The following is a 20103-nucleotide window of genomic DNA, read 5'->3' as shown; positions in this document are numbered from 1 at the left end:
TTCAACTTTATTTAGTGCATTACATAGACAACTTTATATTTTATATCCGCAATAAATTACACCAATAAGTAAACATGAAAATCAAACAATTAAGAATGCAATCATTTCGTGGTATTGGCGATCTCACTATAGCCTTTGACCCGCAGCTTAATATTATAATTGGTAATAATGGTTCAGGAAAATCTAGTATTCTTGATTGTCTAAGTGTTTTTCTCAATCACATTTCAGATGAAATAAAGTTTTTATACCAAGCTGGTTACCATCCTAATCGATTTACAGCATCCCAAGTTAAGGATATTTTTTTAGATGACGATATCGCTACTGGCAGCAGTAAACGAAAGATTGAAATTCAATTAGAATCTACTCTTAATTCTTTAAACTTTCAACACATCATAAAAAAAGATAGAGGCGATATATCTAAATTATCAACTCAAATAGATGATTTACACCTAGCTATTCCTCTTTTACAGGAGCTTGTTAATGCTAAAAATATTCCAATAATGATTTATTACTCGGTTAAACGAGATCTTCTTTTTGATGAGCCGCAACTCTCTAAAGAGGTTAATACGAGTAATAGTATTCTTGATGTTTATAATCGTGCTTTTACAGGTGGGCAAGTTGTTTTTACAGGATTTTTTGAATGGTTTAAGTTACTTGAAGAATTAGAAAATGAACTGATTAGAGATAACCCAAATTATCGAGACAAACAATTAGAATCTGTTCGTCAAGCAATTTATACTTTCCTACCAGAATTTAAAGATCTCAGGATTCGTCGTCTTCCTAAACTACGTATGACTGTTACAAAAAATGGCGCTGAACTTACTATCAATCAATTATCAGATGGCGAAAAAAACTTATTAGCAATGGTTGGTGACTTGGCGAGAAGATTGGCGATCGCTAATCCTGCGATGGAAAAACCTGAACAGGGTAGCGGTGTAGTCTTAATTGACGAGATCGAGCTACATCTGCATCCTAAATGGCAACGCATGGTTATCCCTGCATTATTAAGAACTTTCCCTAACTGTCAATTTATAATTACAACCCACTCACCACAGGTACTAGGTGAAGTTAAGAACGGTAAAATCTATCGACTTGCTAATACAGAATCAGGCGTTACTGCGGAAATCGTCCGAACCTATGGCAGAGATAGCAATCGCATCCTCGAAGATGAAATGGGAGTTCCTAAACGCAGTCAAGAAATCAAAGATGGTTTGAGGGATTTATTCAGGCTGATTGATGATGGTAATTTACCGAAAGCCAGAGAGTTACAAGAATATCTAAAAGGCGAAATTGGATTTGATGAGCCAGAATTTGCTAGGGCAGATGTATTAATTCATCGGAAAGAAGTTTTGGGAAGATGAGATATATCAAGAAAGGGCAAGAGCCGCAAAGTTTCACTGATTGGAAATCTCAAGAAAATGATAACTGGAAACCAACCTACAGTGATTTGCGAGGTCAAATTAAATCTGATGTCCATGACGCTCTACTAAAAGAGCAAGGTTACACCTGCTGTTATTGCGGTATGAAAATCAACATTGACATCAGCCATATTGAACATTTGCACCCACAAAACGAGCAAGATCCAGAACAGCCAAAGAATCTAGCACTAGCAATAGATTTCTCGAATCTTTTAGCATCATGCGGCTTCTCAGAGAAATATAAAATATCTGATCCTGAGCAAAAATATGAGACTGCTTTGCACTGCCTACAGCATTGTGGCTGCAAAAGAGGAAATAATCCGCTTTCAGTCTCACCATTACAGGTAGATTGCTCTGATTTTTTTCGATACACAGGTTCTGGAGAAATACGTCCTGCCGAAGATCCTGATAAAAAGAAAGCTGCTTCAGAAACTATCCAGACACTAAATCTAAACTATGACAATCTAGTTGCCATGAGAGAAGAGGCTATTGATCAAGCTGTACAGGGCTTAGAAGAATTAACAGTAGAGGATCTAGAAATTCTAATTCAATCTTACGAACAGCCAAACCGACAAGCCTTTAGCTTTGCGATCACCTATATCCTCAAACAATTTCTAAACCCAAAATCAACATGAGGTAAATTTGTTGGATAAGTAGGCGATCGCACAAACCTCTCTACAACAATATTAATACTCGCTATTCTAAAAATAGTTCGTGATCGCACCATTAAAAAGAAAGAGAAAGAAGCTTTGTTTCTTTCTCTTTCGGGCACTCTAGCTGATTTTAGGAGCGGCAATTAGCAAGATCTTTTCCATTAGGGATGGAAATAGACGATGACACCATACAGCAAGATGACTTTGCCATCCGACCAGAATTTCAGGGGTTTCACGTTCTAATCCAGCAATTAGCGCTTTAGCTACTTGTTTAGGAGTCATCAGCGATACCCAGCGAAACCACTCCAAATCCTGCGCCATGTCAGTATCCGTAAGTGATGGCAGTAAAGCTGTGACTTTGATGTTGTAAGCTGCCAATTCACCACGCAGAGCTTGAGTGAATCCTAAGATTGCAAACTTCGTTGCCGAATAAGTTGCCATCGTCGGCGCGGCAACTTTGCCCATCAGACTAGAAACATTGACGATTCTGCCATTGCGCTGAGCTGCCATCCGTCGAGCCACCATCCTTGTGATCGCATACATACCGAGTAGATTGACTTCGATTTCGGATTGCACATCCTGTAAGCGCGATCGCAAAAATGATGATTGATGTGCCACACCTGCACAGTTCACCAAAATGTCAATTGGACCACAATCACGCCATACTTGCGCGATCGCAATATTCACCTCGATTGTCTGCGATAGATCTAAAGGTAAACTCACCGCTTCGATGCCTAGAGCTTCCACTTCTGAAGCGACGGAATTTAAGCGTTCAAGATCGCGGGCTACCAGAATTAGACATTTCGCACCCTGTTGAGCTAGCTCCAAAGCGATCGCCCGACCAATACCCCTCGAAGCTCCAGTAATTAGAGCTGTTTTTCCACGAACATTCATAAAACCTCCAATATTGAGGTCTCACAAGTTTTACTAATTAGTATTGACGCAAGTTTGTCAGCCTATGCCGCTAACTAAAACCTACCCAAAGTAAATTTTGTGAGACGGTAAATAATCTCTTTGCCAACAACTTGTGACCAAACTTTTATATGCGTTGAGTTTTAAAAAGTTTTAGTTTAGTCACGTTGCTCGCAACGAGTAAGCAGTCGATGATTAATCTTTCCAGTTCATCTCTAGTCTTGTCATGTCGTTACCTCCTTTAGGGAAACATGGTCTATGCCGTAATAAAGGAAAATTGATACAGACTTTTAACATGCATCAAACCTTACAACTGTTTTTGTAATATGTAAAGTATTGTTAAATACACTTTCAATTCGCCTTTACTACATTACTAAGAACTCAACAAAAGTGGGTAATTCTTACTCTATCTACTTTACAAGTTATGATTCACTCTAAATTTAATAGGCAATCACTTCAAATCAAGGATAAAAAATAATCCTCAAGAGTTATTTCTAAAGATATAAAAATAGAAATCACAGATTTAAACCCATACTATGATCATTTTTTACACTTTTACAAACTATCCGCTGAAGGTAAAACAACTGTAAACTTAGTACCCATATTCACTTCACTTTCCACTGCGATTTTCCCAGAATGAGCTTCCACAGCTTGCTTTACTATATATAAACCCATACCTAAGCCTTTAACATTACCAACATTTTCAGCCCTTAAAAATGGCAAAAATAGATTGTTTAAATATTCTTTAGGTATGCCGATACCATGATCACAAACACTTAGGAATAACTGTTTTGTCTTACATACTACTTCCACATCAATAGTACCCCCTTCATAGGAGTATTTAATAGCATTAGAAATTAAATTCATAAATATGTGCCATAGGAGCTTTTTATCAAATCTTAACTTTTGACATTGACCTTGGCTATGAAACTTAATCCGGCACTTCTTTGCACTATCTTCTGTTTGAAAGCTATCAACTAGTTGTTGACAATAGGTTATTGCATCTACATTCTCAGGATTAAATGGAAATTTTCCTGATTCAGAACAAGCTATAAACTTGACTTCTTCTAGTAACCAATTAATATCTTTAATTGCTGATTGAATAGAAGCAAGATTTTTAGCTCTACTTTCTTTAGTTAGCTGCTCTTCAAAGTTTTGTAATTTCCAAATCAATAATCTAATTACTGACATCGGCGTTGAAAATTCATGGGAAGCCATAGCAAGTAATCGAGACTTTAAAATATGTAGCTCTTTTTCTTTGTCTAGAGCTTCTTGCAATATTATTTCTTCATTATGTTTCTTTAAAGCCAGCATAATTGCGACATTCACTTCCGCATATCTTAATGGCTTAGTGAGATATCCATAGGGAGAAGTAGCGATCGCTAGTTCTAAAGTCTCAGGATCACTAAAAGCAGTTAGATAAATTACAGGGATAGGCGCTATTTTATGAATCTCATTGGTCGCAGTAATCCCACTATCTTTACCTCTCAATTTAATATCCATCAAAATAATATCTGGCAACTTCTGACGAATACTCTGATGAATTAAAGAGATAGCACTATCACTACTATCAACGATCGCTAAAACTTTATAGCCCAAATCTGATAGAACATCTGAGAGCGCATTTGCAGTAACCAGTTCATCTTCTACAATCAGGACATCAGCGATCGTATTAGTTTTCACTGTCATGGGGTTCACTTTATCTGTCTCTAATTGCCATTGATTGCAAGTGGCTCAAAGAGCTACTTACTGTTTAATTATAAGATTAATATATAAAATTCAGGAGACAAAGATGTTGTCTTGATAAAATCCCAAAATGATATGGTTGTACTATCTCATTTTGGGATTTTATGTTGATCAGTTGTCTTGAAGAGATATAATAGTAAATCCTTGCTTCTAAAACTAAATTAATAGAAGCCAACTACTGACCGTAAGGAAAAAATTAGATGACTGTTAAGCGTTTGTACGAAACCATGTATATCCTGCGTCCCGATCTTCCCGATCAGGAAGCTGATGCCGCGATCGCCAAATATCAAGATTTCTTAGTACAACAAGAATCTGAAGACATCACGATTCAACATCGTGGCAGACGGAGATTAGCCTACGACATTAAAGGACATCGCGAAGGAATTTACATCCAAGTAAATTACACGGCAACTCCTAAAACCATCGAGAGCCTAGAGAAATCTATGCGTCTAGCTGATGACGTAATTCGCTATATGACGATCAAACTTGAGCCAGAAGCTGTGGAAGCAGAAGATGCTGAAGCAATCATTCCTGATGCTGAAGAGCCAGTAGCCGTTGCTGCTGCTGATGCTGAATAAAATCAAAAGCACCATCCAGACTTAATTTAGCCAATAAAAAAGCCTCGACTAGTCGAGGCTTTTTTATTGGCTAAATCTTAAAAAATTATAGGATGCCCCAGAAGTGTAATACACCTTGACCGCTAATTAGCTCGATCGCTAATGCAGATACAAATCCAATCATTGCTAAGCGTCCATTCCAGTTTTCAGCACCAGAAGTGAAACCCCAATTCCATACGTTACGGCTTTCGTCAGACATAATCGAACTACCTTTGTAATTAGTTAACTTATATTTAGTAATGTAACAGATTATTTAGACATTCACAATCTTTCCTTATATTTTCTGTCTTTAGACAGACAAACTTGATATTCGTAAAGGCAAAAACAAAGACAAGTGGTGGTGCAAAGCACCACCACTTGTCTTTGTTTTTTTGATAAAGTTTGTGGCGATCGCTACAAACTTTAGAAATGTTTTTTAAACTATGCTGAAGTATATATTTAGCTGCGATCGCTAACGAATTGGGTAGAATCCAAAAGATCTTCACGCAATAATCTACGCAAGGACAAAATTAACTATGCGAAAAATATGGATGCGGCTTCTAGCTGGCTGCTTAGCATTGTTAGTCAATCTAACAACAACAGGTGCAGTATGGGCAGCTAGTCCCAAAAAGTCTGGAGAACCCAAATTTCAAGGTGTACCACTTCAGTGCTTTGTATCATTAGCTGATACAGGAACATCACCCGAAGCAAAGGTTGCAGCATACACTGAAATCGCAAGCAAATATTTAGAATTGCAGCGTCCAGACCAAGCCAAGAGTGTTTTAGAAAAGAGCTTAAACACAGCGAATACGATTACTACACCATCACTTAAAGCTTTTGCCCTATTGGATACAGCAGGTCGCCTCACCAAAGCTTCACAGCCTAAGTTGGCAGTAGAGGCTTTAGGTAATGCTTTAACAATCGCGAAGGATTTACCCGATCCTGTCGATAGAGTTTTTGCAAACATCAAAATCGCACAAGCCTATGGAGAAGCTGGGAAGAAGGATATTGCTCAAAATTTACTAGCTGATGCCACTAAGGCAACACCTGAAATTATTGATGCCTATGTGCGATCGCGAGCTTTTTCTGCGATTGCTAATGCTTATACCGAGATTGGTGATGATTTCAATTCTGAAGCCTCGATCTCGGCGGCAACCGACTTGTTAGCAATGATTGAAGATCGCAATATCAAATCCAGAGCAAGAGTTGAAATTGCAGGTAGTTACGCACAGGCAGGAAATCACGCAAAGGCGATCGCTTCCCTAAATGCGGTTTTCCAAGAATTTGATGCGATCCGTGATAATGCTATCTCTTCGGCGAAGGAAGCAGCTAAGAATACCAAAACAGCTAAAAAACCTGCGCCCAAGATTGCTAATAAAGCTCTAAAAAATGATGTACCTAAAGAGGAAAAGGCTGTACCTGATCCTAAAGACGTCGAACAAGCCGCAATTGCTAACGCTGAACTCTTGAAAACGCGATCGCTGTTCCTAGTTGCTAGTCAATACTTAGCATCAAAACAGTATGAAAAGGCTCTAGAAGTAATCAGCAATCTTGATCCTACATCAATTGAGAAGAGTGTCGGCATTGCTAATGTGGCGATCGCCTATGCCAAGGATCAGAAAAATGATGAATCAATCAAATTGTTTGATCAAAGTTTGCAAGGATTAAGTACCGTTGCTCCTTCGATTGATGTTTTTACTCTATTAGTGGAGGTTGGTCGCCAATATCAAGCTATTAAATCAATAGATTTGGCTACCAAAGCTTGGGAGCAATCCTTGGCGATCACCAAAAAACTCCAAAACCCAGTTGATCGCCTCTTTGCTCTCAATATTATCGCCAGTACCTATGGTGAATTTGGTCTAACCGATAAAGTAGAACCAATTCTCCAAGAGAGTCTGGCGATCGTGAAAACTGTCTCCGATCCCAACATTCGCTCTAGAGCATACTCGGATATCAGCAGTACTTATTGGGCGATCGGTCAACATGATCAAGCTAAGGAGATCGCGCAAACCATCGAAAATCCCACAGAAAAATCACAACTAGAAAAGTTGTTTGCTTGCGCTGAATAACAAAAAGGGAGTGCGAAGCACTCCCTTTTCATACCAAAGTCCAAAAGAAAAGTGGCGGTGCTTTGCACCGCCACTTTTCTTTTGGGCTTTGGTATTATTCGGGTAGTTTTAAAGAAGTTAAAATTTCCCACCGCTTATCGATAGGAGCTTTTGAACCATCAAGACTATTTATATCTGTCACCTCAAGGGCAGGCGCATCAGGTGCAATCTTGGGATAGGGAATCGCTAACAATAACTGCTCATATAGCCACGTTGCAGGGTCAAAATAACCAGAGGGAGATAGCGACTCCACTAAGTCGCCTGTTTCAATTTCTCGTTCCCTAGGATATTCACTTTCTGGGAGTGGCTCAGCCAACCAAATCATCTCAGAATTGTCGATCGCCAACCTGTAGTTAAATTGCACCAATGTGCGATCGCAGGTCAAAGTCATAATTGTCGAAGCTTTAGCACTAACCTCGATAAAAGAACCTACATGACGCACACTAATCACCCCTTGTACAGGAGTTAATGTTTCTAGCCCTTCGATAAACTCTTTGAATTCAAACTCTTCAGTTGCATTTACGGCTTTGGCAATCTGAGGTATGTATAACTTTTCCATTAGCTGTTCACTAATTTAACAATCAAATGACGATTTGGTTCTCGACCCTGACTATGGGTTTCAATATCTGGAAAATCTTCTAAAAGCTGGTGAATATAGCGGCGATCGGCGGACGACAATTGTTTAATGGCAAACTCAGTTTGTGTTTCACGTACTTGTTGTACTGCTTGTTCTGCCAAGGACTGCAAATCAGCTAAACGTTTTGACCGATAGCCATTCAATTCGACAGTGTAAAAATTATGATTTTTCTGATCTGGTGTTTCTACAGGTAAGTGAAGATTCAGAAGAATGCTAGCCAAGTATTGTAACGAGTCAAGTACGATGCCATCTTTACCAATCAGCCTTTGAATTTGCTGCTCCTGTAAACCGTCAGCATTTATATCTAGCCAATAGTTCTTAGAGCTAGCATTAACTTGTTCTGGAGATGCTTCTGCAAGACGAATATCAACCGATGTCGTATAACCCATCAAACTCAAAAGCTCTTGCAGCCAATTTGCACTTGCTGAAGTATCTTCCATAAACTTTAATTGCCTGATCAAATTTCTGTTAAATGTTTTTTCAATATTAAATTGGGTGGTGCAAAGCACCACCCAATTTAATTAGGAACCTTTCTTCTTTTTCTTGTTAGAAGAGTTAGGCTCAAAAGGTAAGGCAGACTTAGTAGGACTCTTACTATCTTTATCCTTATCGTCAACCACCGTTGCCTTAGATTTAGTATCAAGCGGTATTTTACTGGCTTCAGATTTGCTAGAGGCGATCGCTTTGCTATCTGTCTTAGCACTAGTCTTAGTTGAAACTGCTGGACTTGCTGACACTGTTACTAGCTTTTGTAGATTTTCAGGTAGCGGCTCCTTCGCAACAATAAATGCTTGTACAGTTTGGAAAATATTCGCAATCAACATGTAAAGCATGACACCTGAAGGCAGTGGGAAAAACAAAAACATACCAGAGAAAATAATTGGTGTGAGTTTGTTCATTGTGTCCTGTTGCGAAGTCTCAGGAGACGGATTGCTAGGCTTAGGAGTGGAGCCACTAGAAATATTCTGGTTGGCATATAGACTGATACCAAAGCCTAAAACCATGATTACAATATCCCAGTTAATGCTGCCATCAGCATTGGTTACACCTGTTTTACCAAGTGCCTTGATAAACAAGAAACCTTTGTTAGATGCTAGTCCAGGTACTGTCGCTTGAACGGTCACATCACCAGCTTGCTTAGCGATTACAGTGCCATCTTCTAAAACATCAACTAAGTCTTGTCCCTTAGTGACTTTCCACTTAGTAGTTAGCTCTACATCTGGATATTCAGTAGCAAGAGCGTTGAAATCTTTGCCTTGAGCAGTTTGCAAAACTATTTTGGATTGCTCACCGATCGCTAAGTTTGTACCATTTACTGCCGTCGCTAAAACTGGGAAATGTACGCGATCGGCAAAGTAAACGTTTTGACTAGGAGAGGTAAAAGGCTGATGAATAATTTGAGCAGCATTCTCAGGAGCTTGGATCTGAAAGTTGAGAGAATAGTTAATATCTGCGAAGGGCGATCCTCGGAGAGTTGCAAACAAAGCAAACAGGATCGGTAATTGAATAAGTGCAGGTAGACATCCTGACAAAGGATTGCCAAATTCTTTGAAGTTTGCCGAGTTGACTTTGGCTAGCTCTTCTTGCTGCTTAGCGGGATCGCTCTTATAGCGCTCTTGAACTTCTTTGATTCTTTGTTGCATCACAGGGTTCGCGATCTTCATGCGCCGCATACTGCGAAGCTGATTAGCACTAACAGGGAACAACACAAAACGTACAACCAACGTTAATGCAATGATTGCCAATCCATAATTCGGCACGATGCCGTAGAAAAAATCTAGGAAAGGCAACATTATGTTGTTGGAAAGAAAACCTACACCGAAATCCATTTTCTACTTTACTGTTGGGTTTGCATCCGAATGATAACGAATATCACTCATGAAAATTAGGATCGCCCAAGATTTAATCATCCAGAACGATCCTTGAATATTTTAGGCTTTGCCACCAATCGCGCCGCTTATGTCTTGCGCTTTGAGGCTTAGCTTCGATTCGATATATTCGTATGTTTCACGAAATTTAGGTAAAGACTTTAGTTCAAGGCGCGAACCGTCTTTGAGGGTCAGTACCATGTCACCCCAACTGCCTAAACCACGAGGAACCGTGACAATCTTGGCAATTTCTGCATACACGATATCTGTACGGGTCTGACCTCGCCAACCACCTGTGACGGTAATGCGTCGGTTAGTGATGCGATACCTTACCCACAATGCTCTTGCGATCGCGGCAATTCCAAAAGGGATTGTGATCACAAAAATACTCATTAGCAAACTAATTATTAGATCGCCAATGTGAGGTGCGCCTTCGTAGTAAACTTCCTCATTAACTGCCATGCAAAACCTTCGCCTTTGCTAATAAATTCCTTAGGTCATCCCAAAGTTCTTGATAACTTGGCTTGCTTTGAACAGTAGTTACTGTTACAACTATTTGCAATCCATCTCTCAATTGTGACAGAAGTTGTCGAAAAATAGCGCGAAGTTGACGCTTAAATCGATTACGGGTTACCGCCAACTTGCTAACTTTCTTACTAACAACGATGCCTATCCTTGTTGAGGGATCATTGATATCAACAAGAATTCGCAAATTTAGGTAAGTGCCTCTGTAGCGATCGCCTTTGGCATACACTTTTGCGAAGTCTTCTCGCCGCCGTAGACGGTTTTGGTTAGGAAGCACGAGAGATTAACAATTGCAAATCAAGTACAAATAACGATTGTGAATTAAATCTGGTAATAGCTGATCTTATAGCAGCTTATACAGTTGTGAGGCGAACCCGTCCTCTGCTACGACGAGCTTTGATTACTCGGCGACCTGTAGGAGTTTCCATTCTGGCGCGAAACCCAGAGGTGCGCTTCTTTTTGCGGACACTACCGCGTAGAGTACGTTTTGTCATAACCGTTACTTACTTATTTAGTTTCAAAGGATGTCATTTTTTCACAGGCTTCCAATTATAACACCTGTTTAGCGATCGCTTTCAAAAACTAAAGGTGGCGCTTTGCACCACCTTTAGTTTTTAGCGAATATATTCTTTGAGTACGCTATTACGATTAGGATGACGCAGCTTACGGAGTGCTTTAGCTTCGATTTGGCGAATGCGTTCACGAGTAACGTTGAAAATTTGTCCAATTTCTTCGAGTGTTTTCATCCGACCGTCATCAAGTCCATAACGCAACCTTAAGACATCGCGTTCTCTGGGGCTAAGGGTTCCCAGCACACTTTCTAGGTCTTCACGTAAGAGGCTCTTAGCAACTTGATCATCAGGAGTTTCACCTTCAGATTCAATGAAGTCACCGAGGCGAGAGTCTTCTTCTTTACCAATTGGAGTTTCCAGAGAGATCGGTAACTGGGCGGATTTGGCAATAAACCGTAGCTTTTCGATCGTCATCTCCATGCGGGTAGCAATTTCCTCTTCGGTTGGCTTGCGCCCCATTTCTTGAGAAAGTAACTTGGTAGTTTTCTTAATGCGGGAAATGGTTTCGTAAAGGTGAACTGGGAGACGAATAGTACGAGATTGATCGGCGATCGCACGGGTAATAGCCTGACGAATCCACCACGTCGCATAGGTCGAGAATTTATAACCTTTTTCATGGTCAAACTTCTCGGCGGCGCGGATTAAGCCCAAACTCCCCTCTTGAATTAAATCTTGGAAAGACAATCCACGATTCATGTATTTTTTGGCGATCGATACCACAAGCCTCAAGTTCGACTGCACCATTTTGTCTTTGGCGCGGCGACCAGAGTGCAGACGTTTGCGGAACTCCCCAAGGGGCATCCCCATTTTGATTGCCCAATCTGGTTCCCTGACATCATCAGGATGACAATCAACTTCAGTAGCTAATTCTTCACGCTTTAGCTCTAGTTCAAGCAGATCGGCAATCTTACGAGCTAGCTCAATTTCTTCATCGGCTCTGAGTAAGCGGATACGACCAATTTCTTGAAGATACAGGCGAATTGAGTCTTCAGTAAAATGTTTTTTCTTAGTCTGGCTAGCGCGTTTTTTAGTCCCCCTTGCCTTGCCAGCTTTGTCAGGGTCATCGTCAATGTCAGCGTCTTCATCTGAGTCATCAATTAAATCGTCCTTTTCGAGTTCGATATCATCATCTAGGTCGTCAAGGTCTTCTTCAATTTCTTCGAGATTTCCGCCAAGTTTGCCAACAGGCAACTTGATTTCAATAGGTAGGTCGATGGCTGTTTTGCTCATGCCAGATTCCTCAGATCCGTACTGTCTAAAACTTTGTGCTACGGGGAATTACACCTAGATGATTGTAGCTTGCCAAATATAAAAATGGTGGTTTCGGCTACTTAGAATTATGAAAAACCTGCCTAAGGGGCAATTTACAATTCCTAAATTCGGTTATCACGGTGTAATTCCTACTTATATATTTATAGTCTAACGATGTTAACCCCAACTATAAAAAATTTTTTGGCAAAAGAATTTTGAAATCTATAGCCATAACCACTTGCCCTAGAATAAAAGACTAAAGGCGGCGCGAAGCGCCGCCTTTAGTCTTTTTGTTTTTATATCCGATGTAACTTGCGGTCACTATATTCACTTGATCGCTAAAAATATCTTCAAAAAATGGATACGTTTAAAAGATACATTTATTAAGTATTATTAATTTTTGATTATGCTTAAGCTTAATAAAATATCTCTAGCCTCAATTGGTCTATACGTTGGTGGAATTCTGTTTTTAGTTGGATTTTGGGCTTATGCCAAGGGCAATTCGACTTTAAATCTGATCGGATTTTTCTACGGGTTTCCCATCTTATTAGGAGGATTTGCGTTTAAGTCGTCAGAAGTAACGCCAACACCTGTACTTGTTCCTGAATCTGAGCCTGTTCTGGCTTTGCGTAAGTTACAAGAGACTCCAACTCAAAAGCAGTTGCGAAATGATGTAACTCGCTACCGTTATGGAATTAAGGCGCACTTGGATGAAATTTTAGAAAAAGTGGGCATGAGTCCTACCGATGAGGAGCGACCTATTCTAGTTGGTATCTATGAAGAAATTTCTCAATCTGAAGAAACGAAAGGAGCTTATAGTCTAGTTTTACGCTTCCGATCGCCTTTGATGGATTTTGAGGCTTGGCAACAAAAACAAGACAAGTTAACACGATTTTTTGGTCCTGGGGTCTTGGCTGTAGTGGCTGCTCTGGAAAATAAGGAGGTTGATTTAAAATTGATTTCGGTAATAGCTGATAAGTAATTAGTAATTATTTTTTCCTATTCACCTTTGCTTTTCTGTGTAGTTGGTTTGTTAATTTTAGAGATAGTGGGATTCAGTGGCTTTAGTTTCTTTAGCAGCTTTAGTAGCGGGTGCAAGATCTGGAAAGTTAGTTAGTTTCCCTACAGATACTGTGCCTGCTTTGGCGGTGCGGCCTGATCGCAGTGCCGATATTTTTACGCTCAAGCAGCGATCGCTTGATAAACCGTTAATTTTGATGGCGGCGAGTTGGCAAGAATTTTTACCGTTTTTAGATACAAGTCATCCTGCTCTGGAAACTTGGGAACAAGTGGCTCAGAAATATTTCGCGGGAGCTGTGACTCTGGTTTTACCTGCTAGCGATCGCGGCTGTAAGCTAAATCAAGGTTTTAAAACTTTGGGTGTGCGAATTCCCGATAGCAAAATGGCGATTGCCATTTTGCAGCAAACGGGAGCAATGCTGACCACAAGTGCCAACAAAAGTAATCAGCCCCCATACCGCAGAATGTTGGAAATTCATGATGCCTTTCCTTCAGTAATTACCTTGGGCGATGGAATTGATATTACGGAGCAGTCAGGTAGTGGATTGCCCTCCACAGTAGTGGAATGGACTACGGAGGGTTGGTTGGTACGTCGGCAAGGTGCTGTCAATTTTTAGATCAAAAAGGGCACGAAGCGCCCTTTTTGATCTTTTTTGAACTGTTTAGATTGTTTGCCAATCCCGTGAAAATTTCTCTAGGTTAGCTGTGGTTAGCTCTTTTTCTAGCCATTGCAAAGCAGTGATTTGACTAGGCAATTTCTGACTGTCGTAGTCTTGAAATACATCAACCAAAGAAATGGCGATCGCTGTTTGTTCAGAGGCAAGTGACCAACGCTGGAAAAACTGTTGCATAGTCTGGGCTGGGATAGAGGCTTGAAGATTTTCCAATGCAGTAACTTGACTGGCATCGCGTTTATAAACTTTTACGGCATCAGTAAGATTAATCAGTTGAAGCTGAGAAGTGGGAGATGGAGTTGGACTGGGCTGTGGGGTAAATGGGGTGCTTGTACCTATGCCTGCATTCAGGTTTGACCAATCTTGGCGAAACTGGGCGATCGCCTGTGGCAAGAGTTGGCTTTGTAACCATTGCAGGGCAAGATTTTGATTAAGCATTTGAGCGATGTTGTAACCACTAAAAGCATCTTGTAGAGATGTTGCTGTGGTTGCTTGTCCAGATGCGATTTGCCAACGCTGAAAAAATTGCTGCAATATTTCCGTGGTAACACTTGCTTGTAAATTATTAAGCGCAGCAGTTTGATTGGGTAATCTAGCGCGGCTATAACTATTCGCCGCATCAACGAGACTAATCGCGCTTGCAGTTGGAATTGAAGTTACAGGAGCATTACTAGTATTGCCAGTAGTACCAGTAGTAGTACTAGTTGGCGTTCCAGTTGGTGTAGGAACAAAGATCGAAGGTGTAGGAGAGGGGGATGGAGTTACAGGTGTGGGTGATGGCGATGGTGGGCGGACAATCTCCACAACGGTTACTGGAGGTGTGACATCGGCGATCGCGGGAGCTTGCAATTTTTTCCATGTTTGTTCGCCTACTTTGCCATCGACGGTTAAGCCATTGGCACGTTGAAATGCCGCGATCGCATCCCTCGTTCCCATACCAAAATCTCCGTCAATGCGACCTTGGTAATAGCCTTTATCTTTGAGTAGTTGTTGTGCTTGAGCAACTGCTGCGCCTTTAGAGCCTGGCAATAATGTTGGCAATCCTTGAGATGTAGTTGTCGGGACAACCGCACGCAGCTTAGCCCAACTAGAACTACCAACAATGCCATCAGTTACTAACCCATTTGCTTTTTGAAATTTTAGGACAGCATTTGTCGTGCCAACGCCAAAATCGCTGTCAATTTTGCCAGTATAAAATCCTTTACTCTGGAGAAGTTGCTGCAACTCAGCAACAGCACTACCCTTACTACCTTGTCTTAATATCGAGTCCATAATTAGCCCAAAGTTTATAGTTCGTAATTGGCTCAAAATCTAGAAATAGAGTACACGAGCATCTAGTCCTTTCGATCGCAAAAAATGTTTCAAAGATTCAGCACCATCGCGATTTGGATATCCACCAGCATAAACATAGTCCCCACGACCTGACTTTGATACAAAAGCACTAGGAATAAACTGTCTAACTTGATCTAAAGTTGTGATCGTTCTCAAGGGAACTGCGGTAACGTAGCGATATTGTGCCGAGTTCTCAATACTGTTAGTAGGTAAATAACTTGGCAATGTTACATAGGGTGAAGTATTAACAGTTGGAGTAGTCTGAAACGTCTGGGAAGTATAAGCCTGTTGTGCAGCTACACCACGACGCTGTAATTCTCTAGTTACAAAATCGGCAGTCGGCGCGTCAAAGGCTCCTGCAACGATAGATGTCTGACCATTGACCGAAGCAACCACAGGATTAGTAACAACTTGCCTTGCAATATTGAGAGTTACAGGATTATTGCCAGCTATATACACAACAACATTGCCTAATTGGGCATTAGCATTTGCGATCGCCACATTCCAAAAACCCCAGCTCGCGATCGCCAAACTAATAGCTTGTTTTGCCCAGTCGGATATTTTCATCGTTTTTAGACCTTTAACCCTAAAGCGACCTAATTGCTCATGAACCTAAATTAAATTCTATAGCAATAAGTAGAGGCGGTTTCGTTTTAGATTTGTGGTGGTGAGACGAAGCCGTGCCACCACAAATCTAGACCAAGAAATTAGTGTTGCTGTGCTTTGCACAGCAACACTAATTTCTCGTTTTATAAATTCCAGCCTTTGGCTAATAATTGCAAAGATATAGACTCATGCCTCTGCTCTAGCAGTAATTCAAACTCTTTTGTATGTATACCTTTACACCACAACATCAACGCATCTTCACCAGTCACTTCATAATATTTCGGTCTTCGACCAATTTCCTTAAAACCAAAACTTTCGTATAGAGCGATCGCGACATGATTAGATTCGCGAACTTCGAGAGTTGCCCATTCTAATTGGCGATCGCGGGCTTTTTTAAGTAAACCCCAAACCAGTGACTTACCAAAGCCTTGACCTTGATACTCAGGACGCACGGCTAATACTGTGATATGCGCCTCTTCAAGAATTGACCACAAACAGCCAAAACCTAGTAATTCATGATTTTCAGTAGTTAAGCCCAATACAAGACTGCTAGGGCTGTCAATTTCGCGTTGATAGGCTTCTAAACTCCAGAAATTCCCAAGACATGCACAATCGATCTCCCGTAGCTGCGATAAAAAATTTTGATCAATCTCACTTAGATAGATTCGGGTCGATAGGCTCATGTGTTGTAATTATCTAAAGATTTAATTAGGACGTGCGGCACAACGCGCCGTAATACCAAAACAAAAAATGGCATAGCCATTTTTTGTTTTTAAAACCCTTACTGGGTTTGATTTTTATACCAAGTTAAGAAATGGCGTAGCCCTTTCTTAACTTGAAAACCTTTACGAGGTTTAGTTTTTAATTCACGAAAGTGTTGTCACACTTTCGTGAATTGTTATAAATAGCCTGATACAAACGGATTATCGATCGATGTCAGAACTCATGCCAATTGTATATCTCAGCGTGGTTAGCTTTTTTGCTTGGATTGTTAGCACTTTGGCAGGTGGAGGCAGTCCATTCATTTTAATTCCCTTAGTTAACCTCCTCATGGGAGCCAATGCCGTTCCACCTGTAATCACAATCGGCATGTTTTTTGGCAATGCCCATAGAGTTTTACTGTTTTGGCGGGATATTGATTGGGTATTGACAGCTTGGTATGCTCCTGGGGCGATCGCAGGGGCAATTTTGGGAGCCTATACCTTTACGCAAATCCATCTCGATTGGTTGCAAATCGTGATTGCAATTTTCCTAATTGTGAGTGCTGTTTTATTTGAACTAGAAAAAAGTCCCGAAAAAACTGTTGCCAAGGATAAGGAAAAACAGATCAAATTGGTCGATGATTCTAAGGAGTTGGAAGAAATCGAAAAACTCATCGAGATCAATCAGCTAGGTGAATTAAGTGAATTAAGCGCTCTTGAAAAGACAGAATTAATTCCCAAAGAAGTAAAACCCAAATTTAAACTTCAGGCTTGGCACATTATGCCTGCGGGTTTTCTCAAGGCTTATGTATCAGGTTTAGTCGGCACTACTGGCCCCGTCTTAAATCCTTTTTATCTAGGCTATGGCTTAGTCAAGGAGAAAATGCTAGCCACTAAAGCAACTCACATGACAATTATCCATGTCGTAAAAATCATTACCTACGGGGTGTTAGCAGCGATGTCTAAAGAGCAGATTGTCGCAGGATTAGCGATCGGCTTAGCTGCAATACCTGCAAATCTCATTGGCAAATATCTCCTCAGTCGCATGAGTCCTCAACAGTTTCGCCAAGTGGTTCTTGCTTTTATGGCGATCGGTGGCTCATGGATGCTATGGCAACAAAGAAGCCTGTTCGTAAATATCTTGTAGTTAGGAATAAGTCTTAAGGCGATCGCCTATTTATCAAAAATCAAAATAAGGCGATCGCCTATCCATCAAAGTATTTAGAACAACTTTAGGCAGACTGTTGAGTTTTACTGTTTTCAATATATTGGCGTAACACACTATTAATCAGAGTTTTATATTGATCTCCTTGATTCTGAAACCATTGTTTTACATCGGGATCTAGTTGGACTAAGTTTTGAGCTTGATCTACGGGAATTCGTAAAGTTGCACGTTCAAAAAATTCATCTGTTAGCGGCGGAATATCTGAATAGTCAATATCCTCATCTGACATTGCCTTCAATGCTGCCCAATTAGTACGAGAGGTACTGTTCAAATCTTCTCTGTTCATGACGGTTGGATCTTCTTGCAGAAATGATTCGGATGATGTTGTTTTTACGTTCTGTCCAGACTACTACCGCTATTGCAAGACCGAGAAAACCGATCCCAAATCAGCGATCTCCGCCATAATCAAAGCGGTCATCTAGCTCAATCAGCATTTCACCATCAAACATTGAGAGAACATCTGCAAAGTCAATCTCATGTTTACGAATGTTTTCCAGATTTTTTGTTTCGTCCCACTCAAACTGCATGAAGGTTATAGCTGATTAAACTAATTGCTTTCATTATCGCCTATTCATCAAAAATCAAAATAAGGCGATCGCCTATCCAAAACACTCGCAAACCTGATAAGGATTTTAAAAACAGATAATTTTCTGAGAAGTTGTAATAGCAATCTTTCCTGTTTCCTGATTTTTCTTAGAGGTAGTTTCTCGAGTAATCTCAACATTTGCTATTGCAGCTTTGGCTTGCTTTGCTTTCCTCGGTCTACGATTTTTTTGGTGCATAGCAAGATTGCCTTTCCACTCAGTAAAGGATAGAGCGACGGAACCATCAGAATCGATCTTGACAACCTTCCGTTTAACAGCAACATTATTTAAGCCATGACTTGCCTCTGCTAATGCTTTGCGTCTAAGCATTTCATTGCGAGAGAATTGTCGCAATGACAAATTTTCTTGAGAATTGTCTTTGCGTGGAGTTATGCCAAGCCAGATTTCAGTCATATGTATTAATTCGAGATTACCCTCTAAGGGGATTTTCCAGTCTAGAATTATGCCATTGCGATCAAGAGTTTCTTTAATCTGTGCGATCGTTATGGATGTTTTTTTGTCAAAGATTTGAACAACCCAACAGCCCTCAATTTGCAAGTAAAAATATTTACCCTTAATTTTGAGTCGGGAAGATCTGTAGTCGAGAGCAAGTGGTTTGCTATTGATATATATCAATGTTGACGATTTGGAGGAAAAATCATTTTCTGGATAGTCTTGTCTTTTTATTTTGCCAAAACGATCTTGTCTACCCATAGGTTTAGCCTTCATGTAACCCAAGTCTTAGAATTATATCTTTTACAAGGTGAGACTTACACAAAAGCATAGAATCAGTGTTCTAATCTAAGTCTCTCGTTTCCGCAGGTGTTTTTTGAGAAAAGGCGATGTAAAGGATTTCGGTGTCTGTAAAATATCTGATTTTTGTATTTCTAATTTTTTATTGTATGCCTAAACCCAAAAAATAAAAAAGTAAAATAGACGATAAACTAATTAGCCTCGTTAATCTTGTTAGACATTTTGATTATCCCGTTTAGATGAGCAAAAATTTTAAAACAGTCAAAACAGAAGTTACAGCTTGGAAAAATTTTACATTAGACGACAAAGTCTACGACCTATCTCACCTCAACGCTCATTGGGTTGAATATATTGACGAGAAAGAGCAAAATAATCCATTTACATATCGGTTTATTGTTACCTATGGCTTACACTGCTTTACGAAAGACTCTAACGACCTTTTGAGCGAAGAATTACAGTTATTGAACTACAAAGCACCAAGAGAATCCAGAGCATTTAACCTTGAAAGGTATGAACTCTCCAAATATTTACCAAAAATCATAAAGTCCTTAGGAGAGGGATCAACGTTAGTTTGTCATGCAGGATACGGCAAATTTGCGATCATCAAAGTTGTAGACTCACGGGGCAATGAAATCGATTATTTTGTTGTATTCACAGTATTCAAAGAAGAAAAGAAGCTCAGACTACACGTCCAGAGTGCTTACCCAAAATATGAAGGTGTGGGAAAAATTAAAAAAGTCGGCTTCTTTGTGATAGCCAGAAACTTACTAAACAACAAAAAACTACCATCCCCATAAATAACAAAGACCCCTTAAGGAGTCTTCGCCAAAAACTATGTTTTGAGTATATTTTTTGGTATTCAGAACGTCTTTACTGGACTTGCCTCAACCCCTAAAGGTAACGGGATGTCATACTAAAAAGT

The 20103-nt window shown here is 40.1% G+C and carries 24 protein-coding genes and 1 pseudogene; 8 read left to right on the top strand and 17 right to left on the bottom strand.

Annotated elements, in window-relative coordinates:
* Positions 1 to 74: 74 nt before the first annotated feature.
* Positions 75 to 1361 carry an AAA family ATPase gene (locus ABM313_RS12375; RefSeq protein WP_434683512.1) on the top strand — a complete coding sequence of 429 codons (1287 nt, stop codon included), beginning with the start codon at positions 75 to 77 and terminating at the stop codon, positions 1359 to 1361.
* Complete coding sequence (locus ABM313_RS12370) at positions 1358 to 2053, top strand: retron system putative HNH endonuclease (protein WP_434683511.1); 696 nt, start codon at positions 1358 to 1360, stop codon at positions 2051 to 2053. The genes ABM313_RS12375 and ABM313_RS12370 overlap by 4 nt, the downstream gene beginning before the upstream one ends.
* Before the next feature lie 138 nt (positions 2054 to 2191).
* Here the strand turns inward: ABM313_RS12370 and ABM313_RS12365 are convergent, their stop codons facing one another.
* Positions 2192 to 2965 (bottom strand): SDR family NAD(P)-dependent oxidoreductase, encoded by a 774-nt coding sequence (locus tag ABM313_RS12365; RefSeq protein WP_434683510.1) that lies wholly within the window; start codon positions 2963 to 2965, stop codon positions 2192 to 2194.
* A gap of 573 nt (positions 2966 to 3538) precedes the next feature.
* Entirely contained in the window at positions 3539 to 4672 is a 1134-nt protein-coding gene (locus ABM313_RS12360) for a hybrid sensor histidine kinase/response regulator (protein WP_434683509.1), read from the bottom strand.
* A 257-nt stretch (positions 4673 to 4929) separates the two neighbouring features.
* Between ABM313_RS12360 and rpsF the strand changes: the two genes are divergently transcribed.
* Positions 4930 to 5307: a 30S ribosomal protein S6 gene (rpsF, locus tag ABM313_RS12355; RefSeq protein ID WP_434683508.1), complete on the top strand. Its 378-nt coding sequence runs from the start codon at positions 4930 to 4932 to the stop codon at positions 5305 to 5307.
* 85 nt (positions 5308 to 5392) lie between these two features.
* On the opposite strand, the gene ABM313_RS12350 is transcribed toward rpsF, so the two are convergent.
* Entirely contained in the window at positions 5393 to 5545 is a 153-nt protein-coding gene (locus ABM313_RS12350) for a chlorophyll A-B binding protein (RefSeq protein ID WP_094534911.1), read from the bottom strand.
* Between the two features lie 316 nt (positions 5546 to 5861).
* Here ABM313_RS12350 and ABM313_RS12345 point away from each other — a divergent pair, with 316 nt between their 5' ends.
* The gene (locus tag ABM313_RS12345; protein ID WP_434683507.1) at positions 5862 to 7394 is read left to right on the top strand and encodes a tetratricopeptide repeat protein; all 1533 of its coding nucleotides are present in this window, start codon (positions 5862 to 5864) and stop codon (positions 7392 to 7394) included.
* Between the two features lie 94 nt (positions 7395 to 7488).
* On the opposite strand, the gene ABM313_RS12340 is transcribed toward ABM313_RS12345, so the two are convergent.
* The 7 genes from ABM313_RS12340 to rpoD form a co-directional block, all read right to left on the bottom strand.
* A complete protein-coding gene (locus tag ABM313_RS12340; protein WP_434683506.1) occupies positions 7489 to 7992 on the bottom strand; it encodes a YceD family protein in 504 nt (167 codons plus the stop codon).
* Entirely contained in the window at positions 7992 to 8510 is a 519-nt protein-coding gene (locus tag ABM313_RS12335; protein ID WP_434683505.1) for a protein jag, read from the bottom strand. Before ABM313_RS12335 ends, ABM313_RS12340 begins: the two co-directional genes overlap by 1 nt.
* Before the next feature lie 81 nt (positions 8511 to 8591).
* Entirely contained in the window at positions 8592 to 9899 is a 1308-nt protein-coding gene (gene yidC / locus ABM313_RS12330; protein WP_434683504.1) for a membrane protein insertase YidC, read from the bottom strand.
* A 102-nt stretch (positions 9900 to 10001) separates the two neighbouring features.
* Positions 10002 to 10400 (bottom strand): PH domain-containing protein, encoded by a 399-nt coding sequence (locus ABM313_RS12325; protein WP_434683503.1) that lies wholly within the window; start codon positions 10398 to 10400, stop codon positions 10002 to 10004.
* A complete protein-coding gene (gene rnpA / locus ABM313_RS12320) occupies positions 10390 to 10740 on the bottom strand; it encodes a ribonuclease P protein component (RefSeq protein ID WP_434683502.1) in 351 nt (116 codons plus the stop codon). The genes ABM313_RS12325 and rnpA overlap by 11 nt, the downstream gene beginning before the upstream one ends.
* 76 nt (positions 10741 to 10816) lie before the next feature.
* Positions 10817 to 10957 (bottom strand): 50S ribosomal protein L34, encoded by a 141-nt coding sequence (rpmH, locus tag ABM313_RS12315; RefSeq protein WP_094534927.1) that lies wholly within the window; start codon positions 10955 to 10957, stop codon positions 10817 to 10819.
* Positions 10958 to 11077: 120 nt separating this feature from the next.
* Positions 11078 to 12265 carry an RNA polymerase sigma factor RpoD gene (gene rpoD / locus ABM313_RS12310; RefSeq protein WP_434683501.1) on the bottom strand — a complete coding sequence of 396 codons (1188 nt, stop codon included), beginning with the start codon at positions 12263 to 12265 and terminating at the stop codon, positions 11078 to 11080.
* A 427-nt stretch (positions 12266 to 12692) separates the two neighbouring features.
* On the opposite strand from rpoD, the gene ABM313_RS12305 reads away from it, so the two are divergent.
* Positions 12693 to 13268, top strand: coding sequence for a DUF2854 domain-containing protein (locus tag ABM313_RS12305; protein WP_434683499.1), 576 nt, complete (start codon positions 12693 to 12695; stop codon positions 13266 to 13268).
* 76 nt (positions 13269 to 13344) lie between these two features.
* The gene (locus ABM313_RS12300; protein WP_434683498.1) at positions 13345 to 13923 is read left to right on the top strand and encodes an L-threonylcarbamoyladenylate synthase; all 579 of its coding nucleotides are present in this window, start codon (positions 13345 to 13347) and stop codon (positions 13921 to 13923) included.
* A 45-nt stretch (positions 13924 to 13968) separates the two neighbouring features.
* Here the strand turns inward: ABM313_RS12300 and ABM313_RS12295 are convergent, their stop codons facing one another.
* From ABM313_RS12295 to rimI, 3 genes are all read right to left on the bottom strand, one after another.
* Positions 13969 to 15252, bottom strand: a complete 1284-nt coding sequence (locus tag ABM313_RS12295; protein WP_434683497.1) for a peptidoglycan-binding domain-containing protein — start codon at positions 15250 to 15252, stop codon at positions 13969 to 13971.
* Positions 15253 to 15291: 39 nt separating this feature from the next.
* A complete protein-coding gene (locus tag ABM313_RS12290; RefSeq protein ID WP_434683496.1) occupies positions 15292 to 15879 on the bottom strand; it encodes a hypothetical protein in 588 nt (195 codons plus the stop codon).
* Positions 15880 to 16061: 182 nt separating this feature from the next.
* The gene (rimI, locus tag ABM313_RS12285; RefSeq protein ID WP_434683495.1) at positions 16062 to 16601 is read right to left on the bottom strand and encodes a ribosomal protein S18-alanine N-acetyltransferase; all 540 of its coding nucleotides are present in this window, start codon (positions 16599 to 16601) and stop codon (positions 16062 to 16064) included.
* 262 nt (positions 16602 to 16863) lie between these two features.
* Here rimI and ABM313_RS12280 point away from each other — a divergent pair, with 262 nt between their 5' ends.
* Positions 16864 to 17766 carry a sulfite exporter TauE/SafE family protein gene (locus ABM313_RS12280; protein ID WP_434683494.1) on the top strand — a complete coding sequence of 301 codons (903 nt, stop codon included), beginning with the start codon at positions 16864 to 16866 and terminating at the stop codon, positions 17764 to 17766.
* An 85-nt stretch (positions 17767 to 17851) separates the two neighbouring features.
* Here ABM313_RS12280 and ABM313_RS12275 read toward each other — a convergent pair whose 3' ends face one another.
* The 4 genes and pseudogenes from ABM313_RS12275 to ABM313_RS12260 all read right to left on the bottom strand — a co-directional run bounded on the left by ABM313_RS12275 (position 17852) and on the right by ABM313_RS12260 (position 19305).
* Positions 17852 to 18130: a BrnA antitoxin family protein gene (locus ABM313_RS12275; RefSeq protein ID WP_434683493.1), complete on the bottom strand. Its 279-nt coding sequence runs from the start codon at positions 18128 to 18130 to the stop codon at positions 17852 to 17854.
* A pseudogene (locus ABM313_RS12270) lies at positions 18093 to 18371 on the bottom strand (BrnT family toxin). Before ABM313_RS12270 ends, ABM313_RS12275 begins: the two are co-directional and overlap by 38 nt.
* 105 nt (positions 18372 to 18476) lie before the next feature.
* Complete coding sequence (locus ABM313_RS12265; protein ID WP_434683492.1) at positions 18477 to 19142, bottom strand: hypothetical protein; 666 nt, start codon at positions 19140 to 19142, stop codon at positions 18477 to 18479.
* 82 nt (positions 19143 to 19224) lie between these two features.
* Positions 19225 to 19305, bottom strand: coding sequence for a DUF2283 domain-containing protein (locus tag ABM313_RS12260; protein ID WP_434688458.1), 81 nt, complete (start codon positions 19303 to 19305; stop codon positions 19225 to 19227).
* Positions 19306 to 19420: 115 nt separating this feature from the next.
* Here ABM313_RS12260 and ABM313_RS12255 point away from each other — a divergent pair, with 115 nt between their 5' ends.
* A complete protein-coding gene (locus ABM313_RS12255; RefSeq protein ID WP_434683491.1) occupies positions 19421 to 19978 on the top strand; it encodes a heat-shock protein in 558 nt (185 codons plus the stop codon).
* Positions 19979 to 20103 lie beyond the last annotated feature (125 nt).

The sequence above is a fragment of the Pseudanabaena minima str. Chao 2107 genome (genome assembly GCF_051131155.1).
GTDB lineage: Bacteria > Cyanobacteriota > Cyanobacteriia > Pseudanabaenales > Pseudanabaenaceae > Pseudanabaena > Pseudanabaena minima.
Note: the sequence above shows the minus strand (reverse complement) of the source record. Positions and strands in the feature narration are given on the sequence as shown.

Bases quoted from the DNA above. Each gene is read 5' to 3' on its own strand.
- ABM313_RS12265 (WP_434683492.1), bottom strand. From the start codon at position 19,142: ATGGGTAGACAAGATCGTTTTGGCAAAATAAAAAGACAAGACTATCCA.
- ABM313_RS12350 (WP_094534911.1), bottom strand. From the start codon at position 5,545: ATGTCTGACGAAAGCCGTAACGTATGGAATTGGGGTTTCACTTCTGGT.
- ABM313_RS12325 (WP_434683503.1), bottom strand. From the start codon at position 10,400: ATGGCAGTTAATGAGGAAGTTTACTACGAAGGCGCACCTCACATTGGC.
- ABM313_RS12375 (WP_434683512.1), top strand. From the start codon at position 75: ATGAAAATCAAACAATTAAGAATGCAATCATTTCGTGGTATTGGCGAT.
- ABM313_RS12290 (WP_434683496.1), bottom strand. From the start codon at position 15,879: ATGAAAATATCCGACTGGGCAAAACAAGCTATTAGTTTGGCGATCGCG.
- ABM313_RS12295 (WP_434683497.1), bottom strand. From the start codon at position 15,252: ATGGACTCGATATTAAGACAAGGTAGTAAGGGTAGTGCTGTTGCTGAG.
- ABM313_RS12345 (WP_434683507.1), top strand. From the start codon at position 5,862: ATGCGAAAAATATGGATGCGGCTTCTAGCTGGCTGCTTAGCATTGTTA.
- rpmH (WP_094534927.1), bottom strand. From the start codon at position 10,957: ATGACAAAACGTACTCTACGCGGTAGTGTCCGCAAAAAGAAGCGCACC.
- rimI (WP_434683495.1), bottom strand. From the start codon at position 16,601: ATGAGCCTATCGACCCGAATCTATCTAAGTGAGATTGATCAAAATTTT.
- ABM313_RS12305 (WP_434683499.1), top strand. From the start codon at position 12,693: ATGCTTAAGCTTAATAAAATATCTCTAGCCTCAATTGGTCTATACGTT.
- ABM313_RS12370 (WP_434683511.1), top strand. From the start codon at position 1,358: ATGAGATATATCAAGAAAGGGCAAGAGCCGCAAAGTTTCACTGATTGG.
- rpoD (WP_434683501.1), bottom strand. From the start codon at position 12,265: ATGAGCAAAACAGCCATCGACCTACCTATTGAAATCAAGTTGCCTGTT.
- rpsF (WP_434683508.1), top strand. From the start codon at position 4,930: ATGACTGTTAAGCGTTTGTACGAAACCATGTATATCCTGCGTCCCGAT.
- ABM313_RS12335 (WP_434683505.1), bottom strand. From the start codon at position 8,510: ATGGAAGATACTTCAGCAAGTGCAAATTGGCTGCAAGAGCTTTTGAGT.
- ABM313_RS12275 (WP_434683493.1), bottom strand. From the start codon at position 18,130: ATGAACAGAGAAGATTTGAACAGTACCTCTCGTACTAATTGGGCAGCA.
- ABM313_RS12360 (WP_434683509.1), bottom strand. From the start codon at position 4,672: ATGACAGTGAAAACTAATACGATCGCTGATGTCCTGATTGTAGAAGAT.
- ABM313_RS12255 (WP_434683491.1), top strand. From the start codon at position 19,421: ATGAGCAAAAATTTTAAAACAGTCAAAACAGAAGTTACAGCTTGGAAA.
- ABM313_RS12365 (WP_434683510.1), bottom strand. From the start codon at position 2,965: ATGAATGTTCGTGGAAAAACAGCTCTAATTACTGGAGCTTCGAGGGGT.
- ABM313_RS12340 (WP_434683506.1), bottom strand. From the start codon at position 7,992: ATGGAAAAGTTATACATACCTCAGATTGCCAAAGCCGTAAATGCAACT.
- ABM313_RS12280 (WP_434683494.1), top strand. From the start codon at position 16,864: ATGCCAATTGTATATCTCAGCGTGGTTAGCTTTTTTGCTTGGATTGTT.
- yidC (WP_434683504.1), bottom strand. From the start codon at position 9,899: ATGGATTTCGGTGTAGGTTTTCTTTCCAACAACATAATGTTGCCTTTC.